Annotated in this window: 1 protein-coding gene; it reads right to left on the minus strand. The window is 46.0% G+C overall.

Annotated features, from left to right (window positions below; translation table 11 throughout):
• Positions 1-137: 137 nt before the first annotated feature.
• On the minus strand, positions 138-642 hold a 505-nt coding region (locus tag R7F64_RS23965; protein WP_318072164.1), incomplete at its 5' end, for a BBE domain-containing protein.

Genomic DNA, 642 nt, shown 5'->3' on the forward strand with positions numbered 1-642 from the left:
GAAGACACGTAGTTCGAAGGTTCTTAACTAACTGTGGCTCCATCAGATTTTTGGAGCCACGATTAGTCGATATGAACTGTGAGTTGATGTTAGGAGAAAAATTCCGTCATTTAAAAATCACTCCGTTCCTATAGCACTCAGTCTGGCTTGATGTTCTGATTCATTTTGAACAGATTGGTTGGATCGTATTTCTTCTTAATTTGCTGCAAGCGCGCATACGTTGGGCCATAGGCGGATTCAGTACGTTCGGCTTCATCTTGCGTTAAGAAGTTAATGTACGCACCGCCACTGGCATACGGTTTGGTTTTGGCAAAAAAGTCTCTCGCCCACGCGATACAAGCTTGGTCATCTTCTGCGGAGTCCCATCTTCCGTGCACATTTAATACGTAATTAGCGTCACGGCTAGAATAAGCTATAGATTCAGGTTCTGGTCTAGATGCCGCGCAGCCAAGAGAGGCGATAAAAATCTCGCATTGAGGCGATGGTAACTTCCCTGCGTATTCTATCGCCGCATCAATGACACCTTCGCTTAGCGAGTTAAAGTTATGCGATTTCCAATAGTTACGTGCGCCCGGAGCAAGCAAGGGATCAAACGCTTGTTGCCATGCAGCAAATGGTTGTACGCCAACATGCTCACCATGT

Origin of the sequence: Vibrio sp. Vb1980, from assembly GCF_033338615.1 — a bacterium.
In the GTDB taxonomy this organism is placed as follows: Bacteria; Pseudomonadota; Gammaproteobacteria; order Enterobacterales; family Vibrionaceae; genus Vibrio; species Vibrio alginolyticus.